Consider the following 23,974-nt stretch of genomic DNA (forward strand, 5'->3'; position numbering starts at 1 on the left):
CTCCGGACAAAGGATTGGACAGGAAGGTGCTGGTCATAAGCATCATGGGCAGGCTGTCGCATCATGGGCAGGCTGCCCATTTCGTACGTCCGGCGGGCGCCCGCCGGTGAGCCAGACTGAAGGAGTCACAGTGCGGGTCGGAATCGTCGGAGCCACCGGTCAGGTCGGCACGGTCATGCGCAGAATCCTCGCCGAGCGGAACTTCCCCGTCTCCGAGCTGCGCCTCTTCGCCTCGGCCCGCTCCGCCGGGTCCACGATCGAGTGGCAGGGCAGCGAGGTCACCGTCGAGGACGCCTCCACCGCCGACTACTCCGGCCTGGACATCGTGCTCTTCTCGGCCGGCGGCGCCACCTCCCGGGCGCTCGCCGAGAAGGTCGCCGCCCAGGGCCCGGTCGTCATCGACAACTCCTCCGCCTGGCGCCGCGACCCCGAGGTCCCGCTGGTCGTCTCCGAGGTCAACCCGCACGCGATCGCGGACCGCCCCAAGGGCATCATCGCCAACCCGAACTGCACCACCATGGCGGCCATGCCGGTGCTGCGCCCGCTCCACGACGAGGCCGGCCTCGAAGCCCTCGTCGTCGCCACCTACCAGGCCGTCTCCGGCTCGGGCCTGGCCGGCGTCGCCGAGCTGCACGGCCAGACCCAGAAGGTCGTCGCCGAGGCCGACCAGCTCACCCACGACGGCGCCGCCGTGGACTTCCCCGAGCCCGGCGTCTACGCCCGCCCCATCGCCTTCAACGTGCTGCCGCTGGCCGGCTCGGTCGTCGACGACGGCTCCTTCGAGACCGACGAGGAGCAGAAGCTCCGCAACGAGTCCCGGAAGATCCTGGAGATCCCCGAGCTGAAGGTCTCCGGCACCTGCGTGCGCGTGCCGGTCTTCTCCGGCCACTCCCTCCAGATCAACGCCCGCTTCGCCCGCCCGCTGGGCGTCGAGCGCGCCACCGAGCTGCTGAAGGGCGCGGAGGGCGTCGAGCTGTCCGAGATCCCCACCCCGCTCCAGGCCGCCGGCCAGGACCCGTCGTACGTGGGCCGCATCCGGGTGGACGAGACCGTCGAGAACGGCCTCTCGCTCTTCGTCTCCAATGACAACCTGCGCAAGGGCGCGGCGCTCAACGCCGTCCAGATCGCCGAGCTGGTCGCCGCCGAGCTCAAGGGCTGACACCGCCGCGCGGAGCCGCCGCGCCGCGCGTACCGCTCACCGGAGGGCGGGCACCGGATATCGGTGCCCGCCCTTCCCCGTCCCCGGGGCGCCCGTGGAAGGATGAGCCGAACGTCACCATCGGCGTACCCATCGAAGGAGATGACCGCGTGCCTGGCACGAATCTGACCCGTGAAGAGGCGCAGGAGCGGGCGCGCCTGCTGACCGTGGACGCGTACGAGATCGAGCTGGACCTCTCCGGCGCCCAGGACGGCGGCACGTTCCGCTCGGTGACCTCGGTGCGCTTCGACAGCGCCGAGGCCGGTGCCTCGACCTTCGTCGACCTGATCGCCCCGGCCGTGCACGAGGTCGTCCTCAACGGCACCGCGCTCGACGTGGCCGCCGTCTTCCGCGACTCCCGGATCGCCCTCGACGGCCTGCTCCAGGGCCGCAACGAGCTGCGGGTCGTCGCCGACTGTGCCTACACCAACACCGGCGAGGGCCTGCACCGCTTCGTCGACCCGGTGGACGAGCAGGCGTACCTGTACACCCAGTTCGAGGTGCCGGACTCGCGGCGGGTCTTCGCCGTCTTCGAGCAGCCCGACCTCAAGGGCACCTTCACCTTCACCGTGACGGCGCCCACCGGCTGGACGGTGATCTCCAACTCGCCGACGCCCGAACCCGAGGGCGACGTCTGGAAGTTCGAGCCGACCCCGCGGATCTCCTCGTACATCACCGCGCTGATCGCCGGCCCGTACCACGCGGTCCACTCGGTCTACGAGAAGGACGGCCGGCGGGTGCCGCTCGGCATCTACTGCCGGCCCTCGCTCGCCGAGCACCTCGACGCCGAGCACATCTTCGACGTCACCCGGCAGGGCTTCGACTGGTTCCAGGAGAAGTTCGACTACGCCTACCCGTTCGCCAAGTACGACCAGCTCTTCGTCCCGGAGTTCAACGCGGGCGCGATGGAGAACGCGGGCGCGGTCACCATCCGCGACCAGTACGTCTTCCGCTCCAAGGTGACCGACGCGGCCTACGAGCGGCGCGCGGAGACGATCCTCCACGAGCTGGCCCACATGTGGTTCGGCGACCTGGTCACCATGGAGTGGTGGAACGACCTCTGGCTGAACGAGTCGTTCGCCACCTTCACCTCGGTCGCCTGCCAGGCCGCCGCCCCCGGCTCGCGGTGGCCGCACTCCTGGACCACCTTCGCCAACGCCGAGAAGACCTGGGCGTACCGGCAGGACCAGCTGCCCTCGACGCACCCGATCATGGCCGAGATCAACGACCTGGACGACGTCCTGGTCAACTTCGACGGCATCACGTACGCCAAGGGCGCCTCCGTCCTCAAGCAGCTCGTCGCCTACGTCGGCGAGGACGCGTTCTTCGCGGGCGTGCAGGCGTACTTCAAGCAGCACGCCTTCGGCAACACCAAGCTGACCGACCTGCTCGGCGCGCTGGAGAAGACCTCCGGCCGCGACCTGACCACCTGGGCCCAGAAGTGGCTCCAGACGGCCGGCATCAACGTGCTGCGCCCGGAGATCACCACCGACGCCGACGGCACGGTCACCTCCTTCGCGGTCCGCCAGACCGCCCCCGCGCTGCCCGCCGGCGCCAAGGGCACCGCCGTGCTGCGCCCGCACCGCATCGCCATCGGCTCCTACGACCTGGACGACGCGGGCCGCCTGGTGCGCACCGGCCGGATCGAGCTGGACGTCGACGGGGAGCTGACCGAGGTCCCCGAACTGGTCGGCACCGGCCGCCCGGCCGTCTTCCTCCTCAACGACGACGACCTGTCGTACGCCAAGGTCCGCCTCGACGAGGACTCCCTCGCCGTCGTCACCGCCCACCTGGGCGACTTCGCCGAGTCGCTGCCGCGCGCCCTGTCCTGGGCCTCCGCCTGGGACATGACCCGCGACGGCGAACTGGCCACCCGCGACTACCTCGACCTGGTGATCTCCGGCATCCCCAAGGAGAGCGACATCGGCGTGGTCCAGTCGCTCCAGCGCCAGGTCCACATGGCGATCGAGCAGTACGCCGACCCGGCCTGGCGTCCCGAGGGCCTGGCCCGCTGGACGGAGTTCGCCCTGGAGCAGCTGCGCGCCGCCGCCCCCGGCAGCGACCACCAGCTGGCCTGGGCCCGCGCCTTCGCCGACACCGCCCGCACCGACACCCAGCTCGACCTGCTGGAGGCGCTGCTGGACGGCGGCGAGACCATCGAGGGCCTGGCCGTCGACACCGAGCTGCGCTGGGCCCTGCTGCACCGCCTGGCCGCGACCGGCCGCGCCGACGAGGGCGCCGTCGACGCCGAGCTGGCCCGGGACCGCACGGCCGCCGGTGAGCGGCACGCCGCCTCGGCCCGTTCAGCCCGGCCGACCGAGGAGGCCAAGGCCACCGCGTGGGCCTCGGTCGTCGAGTCCGACAAGCTGGCCAACGCGGTCCAGGAGGCCGTCATCGGCGGCTTCGTCCAGTACGACCAGCGCGAGCTGCTGGCGCCGTACACCGCGAAGTACTTCGCGGCCGTCAAGGACGTGGCCGCCGGCCGCAGCCACGAGATGGTCCAGCAGATCGTGGTGGGGCTCTACCCGGCGCTCCAGATCTCCCAGGAGACCCTGGACGCCACCGACGCCTGGATCGCGGCCAACGACCCGGCCCCGGGCCTGCGCCGCATGATCACCGAGTGCCGGGCGGGCGTCGAGCGCGCCCTGCGCGCCCGCGAGGCGGACGCGGCGGCCGGGCGCGCCTGACCGCCCCTCCCCCGCCGGACGCGAACGGTCCCGCCCGCCCCTTGTCGCGAGGGGCGGGCGGGACCGTCGTCCGTGCGGGGTGCCGCCTCAGCCGGCCAGGCGCCGGTACCGGTCGGCGAGGGCGGCGGCCCCGGCCTCGGTCAGCTCGCCGTGCAGCCGCATCCGGGCGACGCCGCCGTCGGGGAAGGCGTCGAGGCGGACGTGGGTCGCGGTGGCCGGGGTGGCCAGGCGGAAGCGGTGCGGGGTGTCGGGCTGGAGCCGGGTGCGCGGCAGGATCTCGTACCACTCGCCGTCCTCGCCGTCGCGGGCGCTCAGCTCGACCCAGCCGGCCGAGTTCCCCTTGAGGTAGGCGGTGTCGATCTCCACGGCGCGGATCACGCCCTGGGCGGCGAGCCGGAACCGCACCCAGTCGTTGGTGTCGCGGACCCGGCGGCGCCGGTTCTCCCAGCCGTCGTCCATCTTCCGCGAGGTGCCCGGCTGGATGATCTGCGTGGGCGAGGAGTAGAACCGGTCGGAGGCGTCCTCGTACACGCCGCCGTTGAGTACGGCGGCGAGGTCGACGGTGCCGAGCAGGCCGAGCCATTCGGGGTCGGGGACGACCTCGCCGTAGACCCGCAGGCGGGCGATGCCGCCGTCGGGGTGCTGGCAGAGGCGGAGGTGGGTGAAGCGGCGCTCCACGTCGAAGGCGAAGCCGTTGGCGGCGTGGCCGAGGACCGGGGTGGGCGGCAGCAGCTCCTCCCACTTCACGTCGGAGGCGAGCAGCTCCTCCGGGCCGGGGTTGCCCTCGACGGCGGTGGCCTGGAGCGAGACGCGCTGCGGGTAGTTGCCGCGGAAGTGCGCGGTGTCGACCACCACACCCTTGACGACGCCGGGCGCGCCGAGCCGGATGAGCGCCCAGTCGTGCTCCTCCGGCGCCGGGAACGGCGTCTCGGGGCCCGCGCCGCGCCGGCGCCGGGTCTCCCAGCCGTCCATGACCTTGCCCTTGTGCCCGAAGTGCTCCGGGTCGAAGACGGCCCGCTCGCGCACCAGCAGGTTCTCCCGCTGCGCGAAGAACTCGTCGTTGGCCGCGATCACCCCGGCCCCCAGCCGCCGGTCGGCGAGGTCGACCAGGTCGGTGGCGGAGAAGTCGACTCCGTGGGTCCGGTAGTCGCCGTACGGGTCACCGCCCGGGTACGGCGCGGCATCGTTGGCGTGCGGGTCGTCGGCGTGGGCGTCCTGGCTGTCCGGGGTGGCGGGGTGTGTGGTCATGGGTCGACTGTGACAGGGGCCGAATGCTCGCGTCCATCGAAACTTTCCGATGGGAATGTTCGGGTGGGGTGAACGGTCGGGCGGGGTCAGGGGCGGCCACGCAGGATTCCCTGGACCTGATGGACGTGCCCAGGAGCACCTTCCCGCGCCCGACCCCGATGGCCCACGGCTCGAACGTGCCCTCCAGGCGCCGCGACAGCTCCACCACCCTCAGCGGGAACGTCACCGGAACCTCACCTCGCCCGCGCCTTGAGCCGCCGCTCGGAGACATCGACCAGCACCAACGTGCGCTCACCCCGCCCCCGTTCGAGAAACCACAGGTAGCACCGGTACGAAGGCTCCTCCCCCGCCGGCGGAACACCGTTCCGCACCATGGGCATGACCAGGTGCAGCCCCTCTCGGTCAAGCCTGCCGGAGTCGATCAGCGGGCCCACACACGCCCGGGCCCGCGTGTGGGACGGGTCATCCCGCACCCCCACAAGCGGCCCGTACGAGGCGACCCGCAGCCCGAACTCCTCAGCCGCCACCGGCGAAGCGCATCGCTGGCGACCGGCCCGTCACGCGCTCACCCCCTCGCCCTCGTCCTTGTCCGCGAGCAGGGCTCTCAGACGCCTCACTTCTTCGACCAGGCGCGGTACGGCATCCCGCGCCATGGCGACGAAGGCCGCGTTCTCGTCCCAGCATTCATCGCCGACATCGACGTAGCGCGGATGCTGGACGAGCGTCGCCGCGACCAGATCCCGGTGATCGAAGTCCGGCCAACGCTCGCCGGCACCGGCTCCCGGGACCGTGCTGACCGCGACGAGATTCATGGCGGAGTCGTCGTTCAGGGTCCTGACATGCCAAGGTCCCGGGGTGGCGGCGGAGCACAGCTCCTCGATCTCCTGGAGTTCTTCTTCACGCACCGGCAGTTCCACCGCTCTCTCGCTTCTCAGGTTCCCTCGGACTCGGACACGCCGCGGCTCCGAAGCCCTTTCGCGGCAGCTTCCCGAACGTCGCCGCTACCGGAGGCGAGCAAGCCCCACAACGCCTCTTCAGCCTCCGGACCAGGCGTACGGCGCAGAGCCCAGACCGCCTTGACGCCCATGGCCCTGCTGTCGTCGTAGTCGAGGTAGTCAGGCACCCAGTCCGCCAGATGCTGGAGAGCGCGGACGGAAGCCGGGCTGCGCAACGTACCCAGCGCGCTGACGACCCCCTCATGCGCATGATGCCAGTCGGCAGAGCACAAGGTGATCAACGGTTCGAGGCAGGCCGGGGACAAGCCGAACCGGTCAGCGACGATCAGGGCCATCTCCACCTGATCACCGTCCCGTTCGGCCACAGCCCCCCCCTGAGCAGTTCCAGCCCCAGGGCCCGTCCGTCATCAGCACCGAAATGCCGTAGCACTTCCTCAGGTGTCCCACGGGGCGCAGATCCGGGATAGGTGACAAGGTCCAGGATCACCCTTTGATCTTCGGGCTTCACCACCGCACCACCTCCCTTTTCGCGACGCCTGAATTACCGAACTCAATGGAGAATCAAGCTTCCCACACTCGGGCCCGCGTTTACCCACTCAGGCAATTCCGTATCCTGCCGGCCATCTGCGAACAATCGCTGGTCCTGCACCTAGCTTGACGGAATCGTCGCGACTGTGACTTGCCCATCCATCAGACATTCGATGAGCACCGAACCGCCGAGCGGGTGCATCCAGAAGTGCGGCCCGGCGTCCAGGATGTCCCTCGCACGTCGCACCGCGACATCCGCAGGCATCGCCACGACCGGCATCAGGTAGTTGCCCCAGATGACGGCGATCCGCTCACCCCGCTGTACGTGCGAGGAGAGGAGATCCGCCGCCATCCTCGTCCAGTGCTCCTCGTCGTCCCACCAGAGGCGGCCTTCGAACGGCGTGGACTCGAAGTCGATCACGTCGCCGGTCGCAGCCGGAAATCTGCTCAACGTCGCTGCCGCCAGCGTGCGGTTCTCGGCGAGATCCAATTTCACCACCTGCCGACCGTCATCATCATGAGGATCGTTCATGAAGTCCGGAAGGTATTCTGGACGACTCCCGTACGAACTACCGTCGGTCATACATTCCGCCTCAACCACGTCGAGATACTCCCGCTCCCGCCGGGGAACCCTATTGCCTATTTGCCGCCACTGGTCGCGGCGACCCGGTATCTCCGACTGGGAAAGCAGGGGCGGATTCTCGCGGGTTTCTACCGATGGGGTGGCCGCGACGACGCGGCGCCCCAAGGCGTACGGGACTTCGCGGGCTGAGCCGACCGAGTCCGGGCACGACCACTAAAACGGCGGCTCGTCAACTGATCCCCGTTTCCCGTGCGAATGGCGATGATCCTTCCCATGCTCCTCGGAGGGGTGTGGATCGGTAAACGGTTCCATCAGCACGCGCCCTTGCTCCCAGGACGCCAACGCCTCGGAGGCCAGACTTCTATGCCGTTCGCTGGAGCTTTGCGCTAGAACGTTCTCCAGCAAAAAAGTCAACCTCCCGCGGTGCACCGCCAACGCCGGGGACTCCAGAAATCGGACGGCCGCGACAAGAGCCGCCTCAACCACTCTCGGATCAAGGTCATCAAAGTAGGAGGCGACGCTCGGAAATGCTTCCGGGTAGATACTCCTGATGTTCAGGAAATCGGGAAATGGCTCGGTCGGCGAATATCCCCCCCATTCTCGAATGCGCTGCTCGTGCTCAATGCTGACATCGAAGGCCACATCGGCCAGCCATGAAAGGAGCTTGCCTCGGAGTGGAAATTTATCCCCATCCCATGAAGGGGTGAGTGCGGCTCGACTTTCGCGGTCGCCCAAGAGTGCGGCGACATACCTGAAAGCCGGGGCGGTCGCAGAGTAGACGACTCCGTCGTTGAGGAGAGCGTGATACAGGTGGCTGAGTGAACTCGTTACTTTAAAAAAGTCACCCGACGTCAAGTCATGCAGCTTGGCCGGAGTAACCGGGAAGGCCGACCCATCGGCATTCTCAAGCTCAGCCCAATTGGTGAGATCGATGATCGCGCCTGGATTCAACTTATCGCCGTTCATGTCCATAAAACCAGCATAGCGGCTGTAGAAAAGCAGCCAAGGCGCGGCAACTGGGCCGCGCTTTGGCGAACGCATCAGAAGGTTACCTCACCGAAAACTCGCCCGCGCTGAAATCTGACCACTAGCGATGAGTTCCCCGGCAACATTCCTGCCACGTTCGGCGCGCAGAAACTGCATGGCCCGCCAGGCTTTGAAACCATCAGTCGTCCGGTCAAACCCCTGGATCCCGACTGTTTGGCCAGAATCCTCATGATAGTGGCCGCCTGAACCTCGACATGCGAGCCAAAGAATTGGCCGCCGCCGGGGCTCGCCGCAGCAGGAATCGCACCCCTGTTGGCTCTGATCAACGGATGGAGCCGATCGGAAGCCAGGTCAAACTCTCCGTGCCCCTGAACCCAGAGGTACCCGCCGGTAGCAACGTCCGGCCTGCTGGAATATGCAGCATTCTCCGAGGCTCTGGCATGCGCCCGCTCATCCGGAGTGGAGCAGTTGTGAACGAGTGCTGAGGTACCGCCTGCGACCACATGGTACGTATGGACGTCCGCCACCGTCAGGTTGTGGACGGTCGCGCGCTGGGTGGTGCTGGAGACCGCGGTGATCTGGACCCAGGTGCCTGCCGAGGTGTGGAGCCACTGGCCCGGCTGGAGTTGGCCGGCGTCGAGCCAGGTGTTCAGTTCCGGGACCCAGAACGGGTGGCCGTCGGTGGCGACGATGGTCGAGGTGGTGTCGCCGTCCTCGTCGCCGGGGGCGAACTGGGTGGCGTCGACCGGGACCGAGCCGTCGGGCGGTGGGGTGGTGAGGGTGGTCGGGGCGCGTTCGGTGGTGGTGCGGATGGTGACGGTGACGAGGGTCTTGTCGCCCTTGCCGATGATGGTGGCGGCGACCGGCTGTGGCTTGGTCTCGCCGGTCTTCGGGTCGGTGGCGAGGACCTTGTCGCCCGTCCTGACGTCCTCGATGGGCTTCTTCGAGCCGTCGGCCATCAGGACCTTGGTGCCGGGGACGAAGCTGTTGACCTCGCAGCTCTGTGCCTGTGCCTCCTCGCTGACCGCGTCCTTGGTCTGCTCTCGGGCCTCTTCCTTGACCTTGTTGGTCTTGCGCTGGGTCGGCTTGGACTTCTGGGAGGGCTTCGACTTCGGTTTGGGCTGGGACTTGGGCTTGGCCTTTGCCTTGGGGGCCTTGTTGGCGCGGGCCTTGCGGGCCGCGGCGCGGGCCGCCTGGGCGCGCTTGGCGGCGGCGCGCTGGGCCCGCTGGCGGGCGGCCGCGGCGGCGCGCTTCGCCGCCGCCCGCTTGGCCGCCGCGCGGGCAGCCGCCCGCTTCGCCGCGGCGCGGGCGGCTGCCGCGCGCTTGCGGGCCGCCTCGCGGCGGGCCTTGGCGCGGGCCTTCGCACGGGCCTTGGCGGCGGCCCTGGCGCGGGCCTTGGCCAGGGCGCGGGCCCGGCGCTGGGCCGCCTTGCGGGCGGCGATGCGGGCGGCGCGCTTGGCGGCGGCGCGGGCGGCCGCGCGGATGGCGGCGCGGATCGCGATGCGCGCGGCGATGCCGACCAGGATCGGGAAGAACAGGCCGTCGGGGTCGGAGAAGGTGGCCGGCGCGTTGTTGGCGTAGGCGTAGGGGTTGATGGTGGCCGGGTCGGTGAAGTCGACCATGGGGTCGACGGAGAGGAAGCGGCCGGTGGCCGGGTCGTAGGGGCGGGCGCCGAGCTGAGTGAGGCCGGTGTCCTCGTCCTTCAGGCCGCCGACGAAGCCGCGTCCGCCGGGCCAGCGGGACGGGGCCTCGCCCCGGTCCTCGCCGAACGGGGTGAGCTGGCGGCGGGTGACCGGCATGGACGCCTGCGTCATGTCGACGGAGGTCTGGGTGGAGCCGTGGTGGTCGGCGAGGAGGACCTGGAGTCCGCCGTCGCTGCTGCGGACCGTGGTGGAGCCGTCGGGGTGGGAGTAGAAGCGTTCGGTGGTGGTGGTGCCGTCGGGCTTGGCGGTCAGCTCGGTCTCGCCCAGGTAGAGCGTGGTGGAGCCGTCGGGGCCGTGGCGCAGGAGGCGTTCGCCGCTCGCGTCGTTGAGGTACTTGGTGGTCTTGGTGGTGCCGCCCTCGACGGGCTCGCTGACCTCGGTGAGGGCGCCTTCGGGGTCCCACTTGAGGGTCTGGGTGGTGCCGTTGTGCTGGCGGGTGGTGGTGTTGCCGGCCTTGTCGTAGCCGTAGACGGAGCGGGTGGTGCCGCCCGGGCCCTCGGAGGTGACCTCGGCCAGGCGGTTGGGGCCGCCGGCCTCGCCGCCGTAGGAGTAGGTGCGCTTGATGTCCTTGGCGGTGTTCCCGGCGGGGTCGTGCTCGGTGAGGGCGGTGCGGTTGCCGGAGTCGTCGAAGGTGTAGCTGTGCCAGTACGGCTGGTCGCCGCCGACCGTCGCCTTGCCGGGGCCGCCGGTGCAGGTGTCGTCGGCGGCGGTCCAGGCGGAGGTCATCCGGCGGAGCTGGTCGTAGACGAAGCACTGGGTGTCGGGGCCGGCCTGGCCGTCGGGCATGCCCTGGCCGGGGGTGCGCTTGATGGAGGTGAGGTTGCCGGCGTCGTCGTAGGTGTAGCCGGTGTCGTCGATGAGGGCGGGCTGGACGCCGCGGTCGTGCACGGTGCGGGTGAGCTGGCGGCTGAACTCGTCGTAGTAGTACGAGGAGAAGAGCTTGCGGCCGGCCGGGCCGGCCTCGGTGCGCAGGACCTCGCCGAAGCGGGAGTAGGTGACGCCCGCGACGTAGGTGGTGTTGCCGGTGATGGAGAGTGGCAGGTCGTCGGTGGTGGTGTAGCGGAAGACCAGGCGCTCGGAGGCGAGGTTGCCGGCCTTGGGGAGCTGGACCCAGGCGAGGTTGCCGGTGTCGGTGTAGTCGTACCGGTAGTCGTACGTGCCGGCGACCTTGCCCGCCGCCGCCGAGATGGTGGTGCGGGTGGCGAGGGGGCGGTTGGCCTTGTCGTAGGAGGTGATCTCCTCGCGGTGCGCGTTGCCCTCGTCGTCGTAGCGGATCGCCGCGGTGGGCAGGCCCTTGCCGAGGGTGTCGTAGGTCCACTCCAGGCGCTTCCTGCCGTCGGCGGAGTCCTCGCGCAGGGAGGTGGGGCGGCCGGCCTTGTCGTAGGTGGTGACGAGGCGTTCGCCGTTGGGGTTGGTGGTGGCGACGAGGTTGTCGGTCGCGTCGAACTCGTAGGTGGTGCGGCCGCCGTCGGGGTCGGTGGTGGCGGTCTGGCGGCCCCGCGCGTCGTAGCTGAAGGTGTACTCGGCGCCGCCCGGCTCGACGATCCTGGTGAGCTGGTCGAGGGCGTCGTAGTGGTAGGTGGTGTCGCGCCAGGCGCTGCGGTCCTTCTTGGTGTACTCGCGCAGGCGGGACTGGCGGCCCTCGGCGTCGGTGTAGGTGGTGGTCACCGTGTCGCCCTCGGGCGGGACGACGGTGGAGGCGTCGCCGTCCTTCTCCAGGGTGGTGCGGGTGGTCTCCTCGCCGTAGGCGTACGAGACCTCGCGGACCGCCTCGCCGGAGCCGTCGTAGGTGACGCGGTTCTGGCTGGGGACGACGTTGTCGCCGACGACCAGGATGGTGGTGCTGACGGGCTGGTCGTTGTAGTAGCCGTCGTTGGTGACGAGCTCGCGGCCGGCGGAGTCGTAGAAGGTGTCGTTGACGATGCGGCCCTCGCCGCCGACGGCGGGGTCCTGGGTCTGGCGGACGCGCAGGTGGCCGTCGAGGATCTCGTGGCTGACGGCGTAGCTGCCGTCGTCCTTGAGGGTCTCGTTGGTGACGACGGTGGGCTTGGTCTTGGTGATGGCGTACTGGTAGCGGGCGTTGGGCGCCTTGGTCTTGTCGCGGTCGATGTCCCAGACCTTGAGCAGGCGGCCCAGCGGGTCGTACTCCATGTCGACGCGCTCGCCGTTGGGCCCGATGTCGGCGGTGCTCAGGCCGCGCTGGACGTCGAACTCGGTGGTCTCGGTGTGGCCGAGCGGGTCGGTGGTGACCTGGGTGTGCGGGACGGCGACGGTCGCCGGGGTGAAGGCGACGGTGGTCTTGTTGTCCTCGGCGTCCCAGGTGGCGGTCTCGCGGCCGTGCAGGTCGTAGGCGGTGCGGTCGGTGGTGGTGTAGCTCTTGCCGTCGACGTCCAGTTCCTGGACCTCGGTGACCAGGCCCTTGGTGGGCTTGTCGCCGAAGGCGCCGCCGTCGTAGAGGGAGCGGGTGTCGTCGATGACGGTGGCGGAGGCGTCGTCGCAGGCGCCGTTCCTGGTGACCTCGCGCGACTCGGTGTCCACGATGTACGCGTCGGTGTCGCGGACGTAGCTCGTCAGGGTGCAGACCAGGCGGCCGCCCGCGGTCTTCTCCTCGACCTTGGTGGGCATGCCGTAGCTGTCGTAGGCGGTGGTCTCGGTGGAGCGGCGGTACGTGTCGCCCTTGACCAGTTCGCGGGTCTCGGAGGTGACCGGGTGGACCATCCACGCTTCCAGCGCGGTGGTGCCGGTGCGGGCCCGGGAGGCCGTCTTCACGGCGGACGGGGTCACCTTGACGGCGGAGTCGACGGAGCCGCCGACGGCGTCGTAGGTGATCTCCTCGCGCAACTGGCCCTGGAACTCGGTGCGGTCGGGGTGGGTGCCGCCCTCGGAGTCGGTGACGGAGGCGGTGCGGGTGCCCGAGGGCAGCTTGTCGCCGTGCATGCCGCGGAAGTAGCGGTGCTCGGTGAGCTGCTGGGGGTCGCCGTCACTGGTGTCGCCGACGCGGGTGCGGACCCGCTCGTAGCCCCGGTACTGCGACCAGGTGCGCTCCTTGGCCGCGGTGTGCTCGCTGTCGTCGTACGCCCAGGCGGCGCCGCCCAGGTACTCGTAGGAGGTGACGGTGGCGCGGGCGCCCGCGACGTTGTCCTCCTCGCGGACCTTGGTGACGACGTACTTGTGGAACCAGTCCTGGACGGGGTCGGTGGCGCCCTTCGGGGTCCAGAACTGCGGGTAGCAGCGCATCGTGTTGGTGTGCGGCGAGGCCGGCAGCTTCACGGGGGTGCGGGCGCTGCACTCGGCGTCGGAGTAGGTGACGCCGATGGTGCCGCCGGTCTCGGTGTCGACCGCCTGGACGCGCAGCCGGGAGAAGGGCTCCAGCCCTTCGAAGCCGTCGACGCGGTTGTCCAGCTGCTGGCCCCGGAAGGTGACCTTCGGCATGTCGGCGGTGGCGCCGTCGGCCGCGTGGCCGGTGCGGCCGACGGACTTGAGCCAGAGGGCGGGCGAGGTGCCGTCGCCGGTGGCGGGGAAGCTCTGGTCGAGGGTGAAGGTGTCGACCGGGCGGAGGGTGGAGCCGGCCAGTACCTTGGTGGTGATCTTGACGAGCCGCTTGGTGGACCAGAAGGTCGGGGTGTTCTTGTTCTTGCACTCCTCGCCGGGCAGGCACTGCTGGTCCAGCGGGGTGTCGGGCCAGTGCTTGGCGTTGGCGGCCTTGCGGTCGGCCTCGGCACAGGCGAACGCCTCGGTGGGCACGCACCGTTCGGTGACGCCGAACTCGACGCGGGCGGCCGGGTCGCTGGTGAAGAGCTTGTCGGCGCGCTGGCCGTAGTCGATGCGGTGCGGGTACGCGGCCCGGTCGTAGGTGACACCGGCGGGCTTGTCGTTCTGCCCGTAGCGGTTGGTCTCCTTGGTCCACCAGACCGTCATGGCGTCGCCGAGCGGGTCGACGACCTGGTCGAGCATCCAGCGCCAGCCCTGGGTGCAGAAGGACGAGGCGAAGGCGGAGGCGTGGCAGTCCTCGCCGGGGTGGTTGCCCGCGACGGGGACGGTGAGCACGGAGTGGGTGCGCTGGCTCCCGGCGCCGGGCAGCTTGTTCAGGCCGAAGTGGTACTGGGTGCCGTCGGTGGTGGTGAGGACCCAGTACTCGCCCTTGTACGCGCCGTTCTCGGCGCCGGTCTTGCGCTCCAGCCGGGTGCCGTCGTCGTCGGCGGGGCGCCAGACGCCGGTCTTGTCGTCCTTGACCAGCTCGTTGCTGGAGCCGTCGAGGGACATGACCATCTGCTCGGTGCCCCAGCACAGGTCACCGGTCTTGCCGCTCTCGCCGGGGTTGTTGGCGCCGCTGCCCTGGTCGTCGGCGCAGGGGCGGTAGCGGCGCTCGATGAAGCCGGGCTCCCAGTCCCAGCCCTCGGCGATCCAGGAGGACTGGGAGTTGGTGGAGGCGGTGCGGCCGTCGACGGCCTGCGAGGAGTAGCCGATCTCGATGTCGGGGGCGGGGCCGCCGGGGGTCTCGGGGACGTCGACCGGGTAGCTCCAGGAGAAGCCGCCGGAGGAGCTGCCGGCCATCCAGGACCCGGAGGGTGACAGGGAGGTGGCGCCGTAGTTGCCGCCCGCGCCGCCGGCCGAGGCGACGGCGGCGAGGGTGACGGGGGCGGCCGAGGCGGACTTGGGGAGGGTGATCTCGCCGGTCAGGGTGCGGTCGGCGGTGTCGTTGGCGGTGGTGACCTCGTCGCCGGTGGCGAGGTCGACCAGGCCCAGGCGGCTGCCCCAGTCGGCGCCGAAGTTCTTCTCGTAGGCGGAGTAGTCGAGTTCGACGCGGACCGTGCCCTCGGCGGGCGTGGCGTCTAGGTCGGCGGAACGGGCCAGGAGACCGGGCTCGGCGGGGGCGACGGTCAGCAGCAGGCCGTCGGGGACCCCGGCCTCGCGGGCGGCGGCGCGGTCGGCGATCTCGACGGCGACGTGGGCGGCGGGGCCCTCGGCCGCGGCGCGGGCGGCGGCCTTGCCCGCGGGGCGGGCGGCGACGGGCAGGTCGGTGCGGAGGCCGGGGACGCGGCCGGCCTTCTCACCAAGGAGCGGCGCCTGCTCCTTCGCGGGGGTCTCGCCCGCCGGGGTGACGGGGGTGACGGTGCGGCCGGCGGGCCAGCTGGTGGCGCCGGGGGTGTGGGGACGCGCGGCGTCGTCGGGTCTGGAGCGCTTCTTCGGGACGTGGTCGGTGCCGGGCACGGACTTGTCGTCGACCAGCTCGGGCCGCTCGTCCTTCAGCGAGGCCGCGTACGCGACGTCGGTGGACGGGATGAGGGCGACCAGGAGCGCCACGGCGGTGAGGACCGCCACGGAGACCAGCACTCTCGCGACGTGCTTGAGCTTCGGAAGGGTGTGGTCCACGTACACGGGTGCGCCCTTGTTCGATCCGACCGGAACGGACGCACCTTAAGAGTGATGATTGTGTAATGGCAAGGTGTGATCAGCTTCATCAAATAGTCATGGTTGGCTAAAACTTGACCACACGTCAGTCACTGCAGCTCGTTTCCGTACCGCTCCGCCCCAGGCGTGCCCGCCCGGGGTCCGGCTCCTTCCGAACAGAGAGACGTGCCATGCCGGTCATGAAGAGACCCGGCGCGCCGCGCCGCGGACGGCTCGCGATACCCGCCGCCGTCGCCGCGCTCGCCTGCCTGATCACCGCCGCCCCCGCCCAGGCGGCCCCGCCCACCGCTCCCCCGCCGGTCACCGGCGGCGAACTCACCGAGGAGTCGCGGGCGGTGGCCCGGGCCGAGGACTCCGGGACACCGGTGGAGGTGGCCTCCGCCCGCACCGAGACCGGCGAGGTGCACGCCATGCCGGACGGCACCCTGCGCCTGACCCAGCACGCGGCCCCGGTCCGTACCCGGCACGACGGCGTGTGGAAGGACATCGACACCACCCTCTCCGCCCGGGACGGCCGCGTCGCGCCCCGCTCGGCCGCCGGTGACGTGAACTTCTCCGGCGGCGGTGACGGACCGCTCGCCGTCCTCACCGACCAGGGCCGCAGCGTCGAGCTGAGTTGGCCGAAAACGCTCCCCGCGCCGGTCCTCCAGGGCAACACCGCCACGTACCGGAACGTCCTCGACGGCGTCGACCTCGCGGTCACCGCCCAGGTCGACGGCTTCTCGCACGTCCTCGTCGTGCACAGCGCCGAGGCGGCCGCCGACCCTGCGCTGAAGGAGATCTCCTACGGCCTGAAGGGCGAGGGCGTCACCGTCGAGCGCGACACGGAGTCCAACACGCTGCGCGCCCTCAACCCGGCCGGCCAGGAGCTGTTCGCCACCGCCACACCCCGCATGTGGGACTCGGGCGACGCCCCGGCCCGGCGGTCCCAGGGGGCCCGGACCGCCGACACGCTCTCCCCCGTCGACCCGCTCGCCCCCGACGTCCGCTCCGCCGAGGTCGGCATGGAGACCTCCGGCTCCACCCTCACCCTCACCCCGGACCAGGAACTGCTCCGCGGCGAGGAGACCAGCTACCCGGTCTACATCGACCCCAACTTCAGCGGCTCCAAGCTCGCCTGGACGATCGCCTACGACCGCCACAAGAACTCGTCCTTCTGGAACGGCACCAACTGGACCGGCAGTTACGCCAACGAGGCCCGGGTCGGCTACGAGAGCGACACCAAGGGCACCTCGCGGGCCTTCTTCCGCCTCAACTCCAAGGAGCTGGCCGGGGCGACGGTGCTCTCCGCCCAGTTCCAGATCACCAACACCTACTCGTGGTCCTGCCAGGCCCGCAACGTCGAACTCTGGCTGACCGGCGGCATCTCCGCCTCCACCACCTGGAACAAGCAGCCCTCCTGGGCGACCCACCTGCAGACCAAGTCCTTCGCCCACGGCTACACCGGCTGCGGCGCGAAGTCCGTCGACTTCAACGCCACCGAGGCCGCCAAGCGCTCCGCCGCCAACGGCTGGGCCAACATCACCCTGGGCCTGCGCGCCAGCTCGGAATCGGACACCTACACCTGGAAGCGGTTCAACTCCAACCCGAAGATCATCGTCAGCTACAACCGTGCCCCCAACACCGCCCTGGCGATGGAGACCCGGCCCAGCACGGCCAACGACACCGCCTGCGCGGTGGCCCCGTACGTCTTCGTCGGCAACACCGACGTGACCCTGCGGGCCCGCGTCAGCGACCCCGACGGCGACAAGGTCACCGCCCGCTTCCACCTCTGGCCGACCGGCAAGCACCCCAACGACGCGGCCGACGGCGTCTTCGTCGTCAACGTCGACAAGACCAACATCACCAGCGGGGGCTGGGCCGAGCACACCGTCAGCAAGGACACCCTGAAGAAGTACGAAGGGTTCGGCAGCGGCGGCCGCTTCTCCTGGAAGGTGCAGGCCAGGGACGCGCACAGCGCCTCGGACTGGCTGCCGACCCAGGGCGCGCCCGGCTGCCAGTTCGGCTTCGACTCCGCCCGGCCCTCCGCCCTTCCCCAGGTCAGCTCCCCGGAGTTCCCCGGCAGCGGTGACGGCTCGGTCGGCGCGCCCGCCCGCACCCCGGGCTCCTTCACGTTCAGCTCCGGCGGCGTCTCCGACGTCGTCTCGTACACCTACGGCCTGAACGTCTCCCCGCCCACCACCAAGGCGGAACCGGCCACCGCCGGCGGCCCGGTCACCGTCAAGCTGACCCCGGGCTACGCCGGACCGCACACCCTGTACGTCTTCAGCACCGACCGCGCCGGCAACAGGTCCGACACCCAGGCGTACTCCTTCTACGCGGACAGCCCGGGGACGCCCGACAAGCCCGGCGACGCCAACGGCGACGGCTTCCCCGACCTGTACTCGCTCGACGCCTCCGGCGGGCTGCGGCTGCACCCCGGCTCCGGCGGCGGCGGCACCGTCGGCACCGCGTCCGCCCTGCCCGCGCTCGGGCTGAAGGACGCGCTGGTCACCCGGCGCGGGGACTGGACCGCCGACTCCTTCGAGGACCTGGTGGCCCGGCACGCCGACGGCACGCTCTGGCTCTACCCGGCCGACGGCACCGGCCGGGTCGCCGACCTCACCCGGCAGCAGGTCCGCCAGTTCACCCGGCCCGGCGACGAGGGGCACATCGACCCCGCCACCTTCCGGCAGCTGGTCTCCCTCGGCGACCTCGGCCAGCCCGACCAGGCCGCCAGCCCCGACTTCCTCGCGGTGATCGGCGACGCGCTCTGGTACCTGCCCGGGTTCGGCGGCGGCTACCTGGACGAGGGCTACCCGCTGGCCGACAGCGGCTGGGCGGGCCGCACCCTGGTCCCCACCGGCGACCTGGACGGCGACGGCCACCCCGACCTGCTGGTCCGTGACACCGCCGACGGCAAGCTCTGGCTGTACCGGGGCCGGGCCGGGGCGGACGGCTCGACCGACCCGCTCTCGCTGGCCGACGACACCCGCCGCACCGCCTACGGCACGGGCTTCACCCCCGCCGCCCACCCGCTGCTCGCCGCACCCGGCGACGCCGACGGCGACGGCGTGGGCGACCTGTGGACGACGGCCCCCTCCGCCCAGGGCGGCGCGCTCCTCTTCCACCGGGGCGGCACCTCGGCGCCCGGCACCCCGGTGACCGTGCAGAACGGCACCTGGGGCCAGGTGAGGTCACTGACCTGACGCCCGGGACGTCCGGAGCGGCCCCCGCCTCACCGGCCGGGGCCGCTCGCGTTTACACCCCCGGGTCGGCGACGCAGACGCCGGTGGCGGAGGCGCCGCTGACGGTGACCCGGGCGCGCTCCCGCCCGTCGACGGTGACCACCAGATCGGCCCGGCCCCCGTCCTCGTCCAGGGTGGCGCTCAGCACCGGGATGGCGACCGGGCCGCGCATGGTGACCTCCTGGCGCCACGGCAGCCGGGGCTGGTCGACGGAGATCTCCTCCTCGCCCTCCTCCCCCTTCGGCGCGTAGGTCAGCTCGACGACGCCGCGTCCCTCGACCCGGTACTCCACCCGCAGCCGCGTCCCGCCCCCGGTCACCGAGAACCGCGGGGACCCGGTGATCGCCCCGTCCAGTCCCCCGGCGTCGCCCCAGCGCCCCCGCCCCTGGTCGTGCTCGCTCATGGTCTCCCCTCCCTCTGCGCGGCCCCGTGCCTGCGCCCCCGTACGGTAAGCGCCCGGCCGGCCGACGGTGCGTCAGGCCCCGGCCCTCAGCGCCGCCAGGACCCGGGCGACGGGGCCGCCGCCCTGTTCGGCGCCCCGGCGGACGGCGGCGATGACGTGGCGGCGCGGGCGGTCGGCCTCCAGGGGGCGGACCACGACGCTGCCCGGGGTGTACTCGGCGCTGACCATGCGCGGGACCAGGGCGACGCCCAGTTCCGCGCCGACCAGCGCCAGGATGGCGGGCCAGCCCGTCGCGGTATGGGCCTGCTCCGGGCGGAACCCGGCGGCCTCGCAGGCGGCGCGGGTGATGTCCGACCACGGGCCGTCGGCGCCGTAGATCCAGGGGTCGGCCGCCAGGTCGGCCAGGCGCAGGTCCGGGGCCCCGGCCAGCGGGTGGGCGCTGGGCAGCGCCACGTCCAGGGGGTCCGCCAACAGGGGGACCCTCGTGAACCTCGGGTCGCGGACGGTCGGGGCGTGGGCCGCCAGGGACAGGGCGAGGTCGACCTCGCCGGCGGCCAGCAGGTCGTACGCCTCCCCGGCCTCGGCCTCGCGGACGCGCAGCTCCAGGCCGGGGGCCTCCTCGCGCAGCCGTGTCACCAGGGGGACGACCAGGGCGGCCACCGCCGTCGAGAACGCCCCGATCCGGACCTGGCCCGCGTCGCCCCGGACCAGGGCCGCCAGGTCGGCGTCGGCCCGCTCCAACTGGGCGAAGACCTCGTCGGCGTGGTGCAGGACCAAGTGGGCGGCGTCCGTGAGGCGGACGCGGCGGCCGTGTGCCTCCAGCAGGGGGACGCCCAGTTGGCGGGCGAAGTTCGACAGTTGCTGGGAGACCGCCGACGGGGCCATCAGCAGGGCTTCAGCTGTTGCCGTGACCGTGCCGTGCTGGTGCAGGGCACGCAGGATTCTCAGTTTGCGGAGGTCCCATTCCGGGGCGGGGGGCGCCATGTCCGGCACCCTACGCCGGGCCTCACTCGCCGGCCTGGCTCACTGGCCTGCGGCCCGGCTGGGCTGCCTTCCGGCTGGTCCCCGGTTAGCCCGTGCCGGTCCCCGACTGGCCTCAAACGCCGGCCGGGCTGTTGGTGGCCGGGCTCCGTCTCGACCGTGCCGGTCAAAGACTGGCCTCAAACGCCGGCCGGGCTGTAGGGGTTCGCGGTGCGTTCGCCGGTTGGGCCGGGCGGGGCCGCACCGGGGTACCTCCTCACAAACTGCAAGGTGCGGGGTCAGTCGCTTCAAGGCGGCCGCGTGTGCAGTTTGCTGCGGGGGCACCCCGGCACGACCCCGCCCTCCCGTCTCGTCGGCGTCGTCCCGCCGGTGGGAGGGAAAAGACAGACCGTCCCCAATTGATCTTTGTGGCGAGCGAAAGCATTCACGGTGGTCACTGTGGAGAGGCCCTGCATCGGTGACGGCCTCATCCACCCCCCGGCGGTCGGCCGCGTACGAGACCGTGGGGTGGGGACGGGCCGGGGTGCCCCCGCAGCAAACTGCACACACGGCCGCCATACTCCAATTGACCCCGCACCCTGCAGTTTGTGAGGAGGTACCCCGGCACGGCCCCACCCCACCCACGCACCGGAGAAACCGCGAACCCCTATAGCCCGGCCGGCGATTGAGGCCATCAGTGACCCGCAGGTCACGGCGGGGCAGGCGGAGGCGGCGCCCAGCAACAGCGCAACCGAACCCAGCCCGGCCGGCGGTTGAGGCCATCAGTGACCCGCAGGGTCGGGGTGGGTAGGCGGAGGCGGAGCCCAGCCACATCGCCACCCCATAGCCCGGCCGGCGATTGAGGCCAGTCGGGGGCCGGCGCGGGCAACATCCGGCGCCCCTAGTCGCGGCGCAGCCACATCCCAGCCCGGCCGGCGCTTGAGGCCGATCAGTGACCGGTACGGGCAAACCGGGGCCCGGCGACCAACAGCCCGGCCGGCGGTTGAGGCCAATCGGTGACCGGTGCGGGCAAGCGGGCCCGAGGTAAAAGGACAAGCCCGGCCGGGAGGCCGAGGGCCACCGAGCCGGGCAGGCAAACCAGGGTTCAGGAACGCTTACCGGACTTGTCCATCACCATGACCAGCCCAGCGATCACCAGGAAGAGCACGATGGGCAGCGCCACGTAGAGCCCGAGGGTCTCCACCACGCTCAGCCCCGGCCCCGGGTCATCCCCGTCATCGCGCGTCAGCGCCAGCGCGGGGGACGTCATGAGCAGCGTCGTCAGCGTCGTACCGGCGACCACCGCACCGGCGCGCAGAGAGTTCTTCTTGTCCACGGTGCCAACGTAGCGAACGCCTAGACGGGCCGCGCGTCCGGGGGTGCCGTACGGACCATGGGGGCGGGTGTCTGGTCCTCGGTGGCGACGGTGCGCAGCAGGCGGGCCACGCGCGGGGAGGCGGTCAGTTGTTCGAGGGTGACGGGGTGTCCCTGGGCGTCGGCGACGGGGAGCCGCCAGTTGGGGTACTGGTCCCAGGTGCCCGGGAGGTTCTGGGGGCGGCGGTCGCCGGTGCCGTCGGGGAGCCAGACGCCGATCATGCGGGCCGGGGTGCGGAGCAGGAAGCGGTGGACGGCGAGGACGGCGGCCTCCTCATCGGGGGCAGCGCCGGGCAGGTGGCCGCCGGGGGCCGCGCCCATCAGGCCGAGGCCGTCGAGGACGGTGAGCCAGGTGGCGGTGGCGGCTGCCTCCTCGGCCTCCTCCTCGGCCAAGGGGCGGGTGAGGAGGCCGAGGCGGTGGCGGAGGCGGACGTGGTCACCGGTGAGGCGGGAGGCGGTGGAGGGCAGGTCGTGGGTGGTGGCGGTGGCGACGCAGGAGGCACGCCACGCCTCGGCGGGCAGCGGCAGCCCGGTGCCGTCCCAGTCGCGCTCGAACCAGAGGACGGAGGTGCCGAGCACGCCGTGCCGCTGGAGGGTCTCGCGGACGCCCGGTTCGACGGTGCCGAGGTCCTCGCCGATGACGACGGCGTCGGCGCGGTGGGCCTCCAGGGCGAGGACGGCGAGCATGGCCTCGGCGTCGTAGTGGACGTAGGTGCCGTCGGTGGGCGGGGCGCCGACCGGGACCCACCAGAGGCGGAAGAGGCCCATGACGTGGTCGATGCGCAGGGCACCGGCGTTGCGCAGCAGGGAGCGGAGGAGGCCGCGGTAGGGGGCGTAGCCGCTCTCGGCGAGGCGGTCGGGGCGCCAGGGCGGCAGGCCCCAGTCCTGGCCGAGGGCGTTGAAGGCGTCGGGGGGCGCGCCGACCGACATGCCGGCGGCGAAGACGTCCTGCTGGGACCAGGCGTCGGAGCCGTCGGGGTGGACGCCGACGGCCAGGTCGTGGACGAGGCCGACGGCCATCCCGGCCTCGCGGGCGGCGCGCTGGGCCTCGGCGAGCTGGGTGTCGGTGTACCAGGCGAGGCGGCGGTGGAAGTCGACGCGGGCGGCGAGTTCGGTGCGCGCGGCGGCCGTCTGCCGGGAGCGCGGGTCGGTGAGGGGGGCGGGCCACTCGGACCAGTGCGGGCCGTGGCGTTCGGTGAGGGCGGCCCAGGTGGCGTGGTCGGTGAGGGCCTGGCCGTGGGCGGCGGTGAAGTCCTCGTAGGCGGCTTGGCGGCCCGGCGGGAGGGGGACGGCGCAGAGGCGTTCGAGCGCCTCGCGCTTCAGCTCCCAGACGGCGTCGCGGTCGATGAGGGCCTCGCCGGAGAGGACCCGGACGCGCAGTTCGGCGGCGCGGCGCAGCAGCCCGTCGAGGTGCGGGCGGACGTCGGCGCTGAGCGCGGTGTACTCGGGGATCGCCTCGACGCGCAGGTGCACCGGGTCGGGGAAGCGGCGGGAGGACGGCCGGTACGGGGAGGGGTCGGTGGGCGTGCCGGGGACGGCCGCGTGCAAGGGGTTGACCTGGACGAATCCGGCGCCGTGCACGCGTCCGGCCCAGGTGGCGAGTTCGGCGAGGTCGCCGAGGTCGCCCATGCCCCAGGAGCGGTGCGAGAGCAGCGAGTAGAGCTGGACGAGCAGGCCCCAGGCGCGGGACTCGGGCCCGCGGATGTGGTCCGGGGCGATGACGAGGTGGCTGGTGGCGGTGCGTCCGTCGGGCGTGGTGGCCTCGATCCGGTGGACGCCGAACGGTACGGCCCACAGCACGTCGGCGGCGGGAGGGAGGGCGCTGCCGGCGGGGGGCGGGGGCGCGGTGGCGGCCGGGACCAGGGGGACGGTCCAGTTCCAGGCGGGCGGCGGGGCCTCGCCGACAGGGGCGGCGCGGCGGACCGCCTCGCCCGCGTCCCGGCCGCCCGCGGGGGCGGGCCGGGCCGGGACGGGGTCGGGGTCGCGGGTCAGGCGGACCCGGGTACCCGGGGGCAGTGCCGCCAGCTCGGGCGCGGTGCGCGGGTCGGCCGACGGGGCGGCGGACCGGAGCACCACGGTGGGCGGCAGCAGGCGGGCGGCCTGTCCGGCTTCGGCTTTCTCCAGGGCGGCCCGGATCGCTTCGGGGCTGCTCGCGTCGACGCCGAGGGCGGCCAGGGCGGCCACGACGGCGGATTCGGCGGCCGGAACGGTGCGGTCCGGGGAGGGGGAGTAAGAGGTGGCGACACCATGGAGCTCGGCGAGCCGGGACAGGGCCAATTCAGCCTCCTGAGGAAACCGCTCCGAGCAGGGCGTCCTCCGCGACGACGGCGGCGGCCGCGGCCGGCTCGCTGGTCAGCGGGGCGGTGTCGGGCAGGGGTGGTTCGCTGGTGAGCGGCGCGGCGTCGGCCAGCGGCGGCTCACTGGTGAGGGGCGGCTCGGAGAGTCCGTAGGCGCAGGAGCCTTCGAGGCCGGAGTCGGGGTGGGACACCAGGGAGTAGTCGACGGTGTCCGGGTCGAAGGGGTCGTCGGGTCGGCCGGCGAGGGTGGTGGGGCTGGGAATCGCCGGGAGGTCGTGCAGTTCCGGACGTTTGGAAAGAGCGGACAGAAGCAGGTGTGCCGATGCGGCCACGGGGGCCTCCTTGGTCGCGGGTGCGAAAGCACGGTCAGGGCAGCCCTACCCAGCTTGTCGACACGCAGACGTGTGCGTT

14 protein-coding genes are annotated in these 23,974 nt (G+C 71.8%); 3 read left to right on the forward strand and 11 right to left on the reverse strand.

Annotated features, from left to right (window positions below):
* Positions 1–130: 130 nt before the first annotated feature.
* Positions 131–1,159: an aspartate-semialdehyde dehydrogenase gene (locus tag IF45_RS0120790; protein ID WP_018468136.1), complete on the forward strand. Its 1,029-nt coding sequence runs from the start codon at positions 131–133 to the stop codon at positions 1,157–1,159.
* Between the two features lie 149 nt (positions 1,160–1,308).
* Positions 1,309–3,885 carry an aminopeptidase N gene (gene pepN / locus IF45_RS0120795; protein ID WP_030308882.1) on the forward strand — a complete coding sequence of 859 codons (2,577 nt, stop codon included), beginning with the start codon at positions 1,309–1,311 and terminating at the stop codon, positions 3,883–3,885.
* 87 nt (positions 3,886–3,972) lie between these two features.
* Here the strand turns inward: pepN and alc are convergent, their stop codons facing one another.
* The 6 genes from alc to IF45_RS0120825 all read right to left on the reverse strand — a co-directional run bounded on the left by alc (position 3,973) and on the right by IF45_RS0120825 (position 15,263).
* Complete coding sequence (gene alc, locus IF45_RS0120800; protein ID WP_030308884.1) at positions 3,973–5,133, reverse strand: allantoicase; 1,161 nt, start codon at positions 5,131–5,133, stop codon at positions 3,973–3,975.
* 557 nt (positions 5,134–5,690) lie between these two features.
* On the reverse strand, positions 5,691–6,050 hold the full coding sequence (locus IF45_RS0120810; protein WP_003948073.1) for a hypothetical protein: 360 nt from the start codon (positions 6,048–6,050) through the stop codon (positions 5,691–5,693).
* A 14-nt stretch (positions 6,051–6,064) separates the two neighbouring features.
* On the reverse strand, positions 6,065–6,454 hold the full coding sequence (locus tag IF45_RS31510; protein WP_242536814.1) for a HEAT repeat domain-containing protein: 390 nt from the start codon (positions 6,452–6,454) through the stop codon (positions 6,065–6,067).
* Positions 6,455–6,738: 284 nt separating this feature from the next.
* Entirely contained in the window at positions 6,739–7,200 is a 462-nt protein-coding gene (locus IF45_RS0120820; RefSeq protein WP_030308887.1) for a hypothetical protein, read from the reverse strand.
* 213 nt (positions 7,201–7,413) lie between these two features.
* On the reverse strand, positions 7,414–8,241 hold the full coding sequence (locus IF45_RS32485; protein WP_078842902.1) for a hypothetical protein: 828 nt from the start codon (positions 8,239–8,241) through the stop codon (positions 7,414–7,416).
* The gene (locus IF45_RS0120825; RefSeq protein ID WP_242536813.1) at positions 8,241–15,263 is read right to left on the reverse strand and encodes an RHS repeat-associated core domain-containing protein; all 7,023 of its coding nucleotides are present in this window, start codon (positions 15,261–15,263) and stop codon (positions 8,241–8,243) included. The genes IF45_RS32485 and IF45_RS0120825 overlap by 1 nt, the downstream gene beginning before the upstream one ends.
* A gap of 218 nt (positions 15,264–15,481) precedes the next feature.
* On the opposite strand from IF45_RS0120825, the gene IF45_RS0120830 reads away from it, so the two are divergent.
* Positions 15,482–18,490 carry a DNRLRE domain-containing protein gene (locus tag IF45_RS0120830; RefSeq protein ID WP_242536812.1) on the forward strand — a complete coding sequence of 1,003 codons (3,009 nt, stop codon included), beginning with the start codon at positions 15,482–15,484 and terminating at the stop codon, positions 18,488–18,490.
* Positions 18,491–18,542: 52 nt separating this feature from the next.
* Here the strand turns inward: IF45_RS0120830 and IF45_RS0120835 are convergent, their stop codons facing one another.
* The 5 genes from IF45_RS0120835 to IF45_RS0120855 form a co-directional block, all read right to left on the reverse strand.
* Positions 18,543–18,932, reverse strand: coding sequence for a hypothetical protein (locus tag IF45_RS0120835; protein ID WP_030308893.1), 390 nt, complete (start codon positions 18,930–18,932; stop codon positions 18,543–18,545).
* A 72-nt stretch (positions 18,933–19,004) separates the two neighbouring features.
* A complete protein-coding gene (locus tag IF45_RS0120840) occupies positions 19,005–19,916 on the reverse strand; it encodes a LysR family transcriptional regulator (RefSeq protein ID WP_008414245.1) in 912 nt (303 codons plus the stop codon).
* A 1,081-nt stretch (positions 19,917–20,997) separates the two neighbouring features.
* A complete protein-coding gene (locus IF45_RS0120845; RefSeq protein ID WP_003948080.1) occupies positions 20,998–21,228 on the reverse strand; it encodes a hypothetical protein in 231 nt (76 codons plus the stop codon).
* Positions 21,229–21,248: 20 nt separating this feature from the next.
* Complete coding sequence (gene malQ, locus IF45_RS0120850) at positions 21,249–23,543, reverse strand: 4-alpha-glucanotransferase (RefSeq protein ID WP_030308896.1); 2,295 nt, start codon at positions 23,541–23,543, stop codon at positions 21,249–21,251.
* Position 23,544: 1 nt separating this feature from the next.
* The gene (locus IF45_RS0120855) at positions 23,545–23,895 is read right to left on the reverse strand and encodes a hypothetical protein (RefSeq protein WP_003948082.1); all 351 of its coding nucleotides are present in this window, start codon (positions 23,893–23,895) and stop codon (positions 23,545–23,547) included.
* Positions 23,896–23,974: the final 79 nt, after the last annotated feature.

The organism is Streptomyces albidoflavus, assembly GCF_000719955.1.
Lineage (GTDB): Bacteria > Actinomycetota > Actinomycetes > Streptomycetales > Streptomycetaceae > Streptomyces > Streptomyces albidoflavus.